The 2,941-nt window shown below is 56.1% G+C and carries 2 protein-coding genes and 1 pseudogene; all 3 read left to right on the top strand.

The annotated features are described in order from the left end of the window. Window positions 1-522 precede the first annotated feature (522 nt). Entirely contained in the window at window positions 523-1,071 is a 549-nt protein-coding gene (locus tag AAAC48_RS13270) for a thermonuclease family protein (protein ID WP_340654624.1), read from the top strand. Window positions 1,072-1,229: 158 nt separating this feature from the next. After that, window positions 1,230-2,300: an SAM-dependent methyltransferase gene (locus tag AAAC48_RS13265; RefSeq protein WP_340654623.1), complete on the top strand. Its 1,071-nt coding sequence runs from the start codon at window positions 1,230-1,232 to the stop codon at window positions 2,298-2,300. Between the two features lie 355 nt (window positions 2,301-2,655). After that, window positions 2,656-2,889: pseudogene (locus AAAC48_RS13260) on the top strand (transposase); the annotation flags it as partial. Window positions 2,890-2,941 lie beyond the last annotated feature (52 nt).

The raw sequence follows: 2,941 nt of genomic DNA, 5'->3' as shown, positions 1-2,941 counted from the left end.
TCGTCGCGCTCGCTATCGCGCTCGGAACCCGTCCTCGCGCACCACGCGCTAGACTTTCTGAAGACGTGCAGTAACGCGAGCCGACACGGCAATCCCAACGCGAATGTATTGCCGGTTAACCAACTTGGCACAGCTTCCTTGCAACAAAGCAAAATTCGCCATTGAAGCCAAGGGCCGCATCGGTTAGAAACGCTTCGCGCATGTAAGGCTCGAGCCTTGTATCAGCACCCGCAGCTCAGCTGGATAGAGTGCTGCCCTCCGAATCCGGGTAACCTGTTGAAAACGCCTATCTTTTTCCCTTGGTTTTCTTGCGTTTGTGATCACTGAATAGCAAAATAACTATGACACAGGCACATTTGCGCTTGTAAGCGTTGAGCTGACCTTTCAGAAAGCTAACGCTCATAAAGGCTTTAGTGCTGGTCAACCAAGGCCACGAATCGATGTAATCGAGCTAAATTTAACTGATTTCTCAAGCGGTCCTTTATCGCCGTCTGCCATCTTCGGTCGCGGCGGAGAGACGGCATGAACAAACGACCACGACTGATCGTCAACAACGGAAATCAATCGCCCTGGCGGCAACACTTGGAGAAGCGTAGAAAGCCGCGCCGACCATGGTATCTGCGTCGAGCTTGGCTGCAGGCGACGTTAGCCGTTGTCGCCGCAATTGTCATATTTTCATACTACACAGGCGATTTCGATAATGCGCCGCAGACGGCTGTTTCATTTACCAACCAAATGATCGGCAGGCAGCAGCTTTATGTTATTGATGGCGATACCATTCACTACAACGGCGAAAGGATCCGGATCGCCAACATAGATACTCCCGAAATTACCCAGGCGAAGTGCGATTCAGAGCTGAAACGGGGTCTTGAAGCGAAAGCCTTTCTGAAGGAGCTTATTGATGGTCGGCCACTCATCATCAACCGCGGCGATCCGCATACGGGCAGGATGACGGACCAATACGGTCGCACGCTCGCTCTCGTATCTACTGGCGGGCGGGATGTCGGCACCATCCTTGTCCAGCGGCGACTGGCGCGGCCCTGGACAGGACGAAGAATGCCTTGGTGTTGAGCTCTTCGTTTGACGAGCCAATCCGAAAATAGATCGCATACCAATGCTGTCAAAGAAGCAGGCACAGTTAACCGAATTTGTGGCTATGTGTAGAGGGGCGTATATAATTGCGCATAACCCACGTGGTGACGCTATCCGTTGGATTGGGGGGGTGCAACATGCCCGAAGCAGTCAGCTCTGCGATCGCTGCCATGGAGGGACATGGCTTTTATAACCGTAACTCCTCCATGCAGGCAGCTGGAAACGCCACCGCCCTGGCGCTCTGGGAAAAGGCCGCCCAATCCGTGGACTTGGGAAAAGAGACGCTGGTCATAGTCGACTACGGCTCGTCGCAGGGCCTCAATTCAATGGAGCCCATCTCAACGGCGATCCGAGTGCTCCGGGTCAGGACGGGTGACGAGCGAATGGTGGAAGTCATCCACACCGACCTGCCCTCCAACGACTTTGCGTCCCTTTTCACGACACTGAACGAAGATCCTGGCAGCTATATGGTTGGAACATCCGGAATCTTTCCGTCTGCCATCGGCCGCACCTATTTCGAGCCTTTGATGCCGCCGGGACGCGTTCATCTCGGCTGGAACTCTTGGACGATCCAGTGGATGAGCCGGAATCCGGTCGATGCGCCGGACCATGTGTTCGCGGTGCGGAGCAGGGTGCCGGAAATTCGTGCTGCAGTTATCGAGCAACAGGCTCGCGACTGGCGGCATTTTTTAGAGCTTCGATCAAGGGAACTGCGTCCGGGCGGTCGACTGCTATCCCTGTTCCCCGCCAGGCAACCGGACAGGATGGGGTTTGAGTGGCTAATGGGAGAATTGTGGGAGGCCGTTTGCGATATGAGGCGCGACGGACTGTTTTCCGACCATGAAATCCTGAGGATCACCGTGCCGACCGCCCCGCGTCGAATGGCCGACATTCAAGCGCCTTTCTCCGAAGACGGGCACTTTGCCGGGCTGGAGATCGAGCATGCTGAAATCCTCGAAGGGCCGGACGTCCATTGGGGCGACTTCGAGCGGACCGGGGATGCGGCCAACCTCGCCCTGTGCTGGACGGGTATGATGAGGGCGTTTTCAGGTCCGACGATCATGAACTCTATCGATCCGGTGCGCAATCGTGCGGAGCTGGTTGATGACCTCTTCGGCCGGTTCGCGAATCGTCTCGCTGCAAATCCGCAGCGTCACGAGCACTTTATCGCTGTGGTTCTGCTGCACAAGGTTGGATCGGCAGTGTGATCGCCATGTTCCTCGGCGCAAATTACCAGAACAACATAGATGCTGGGTCCTCAAGGCTCTCTTGGACGGCGAAAGCTTGGAAGTTGCCCGCGGCGATCCTAGTGATTGGCTTTGTGATCAGAACACTTCAGTCGCGAACCTGGGCCGTCGCTGCGCCCGACTACAACTCGGCTTGGATCGTGTCCCCGCGCGGGAAGTTCTATGTCTGTTCCTACCGCTTCGGCTCGGGGATAAAATGCGATGACCGGACGCTTGAATAGCGTAAGGGCGACTCCCCTGCCCCGCAGAGAAACCGCCCTTGATCCAGACACCGCTATTGATGAATTATGCAAACCATTGCTGAAGGAATGTCGTGCTCGACTTCTCCCGCCCCGGGAAGCCGACGGACAATGCCTATATCGAAGCATTCAACGGTCGGTTCAGGGCGCAGTGCCTGAACCAGCACTGGTTCCTGACGCTTGACGACGCCCGGCAAAAAATGGAGGATTGGCGTAGATACCACAATGAGGAACGCCCTCACGGGGCAATCGGAAACAACGTCCCGATCTCGTTGCAAAATCCCGGTGGCGCAACCAGTCCGCCATCGTGACAAAGCCGGAAAACTCTATCCTCCGGCGGTCCGAAGTTCGGGTGCAGTTCAC

The sequence above is a fragment of the Phyllobacterium sp. genome (assembly GCF_037994405.1).
GTDB lineage: Bacteria > Pseudomonadota > Alphaproteobacteria > Rhizobiales > Rhizobiaceae > Phyllobacterium.
This window is presented reverse-complemented; position numbering and strand designations above follow the sequence as displayed.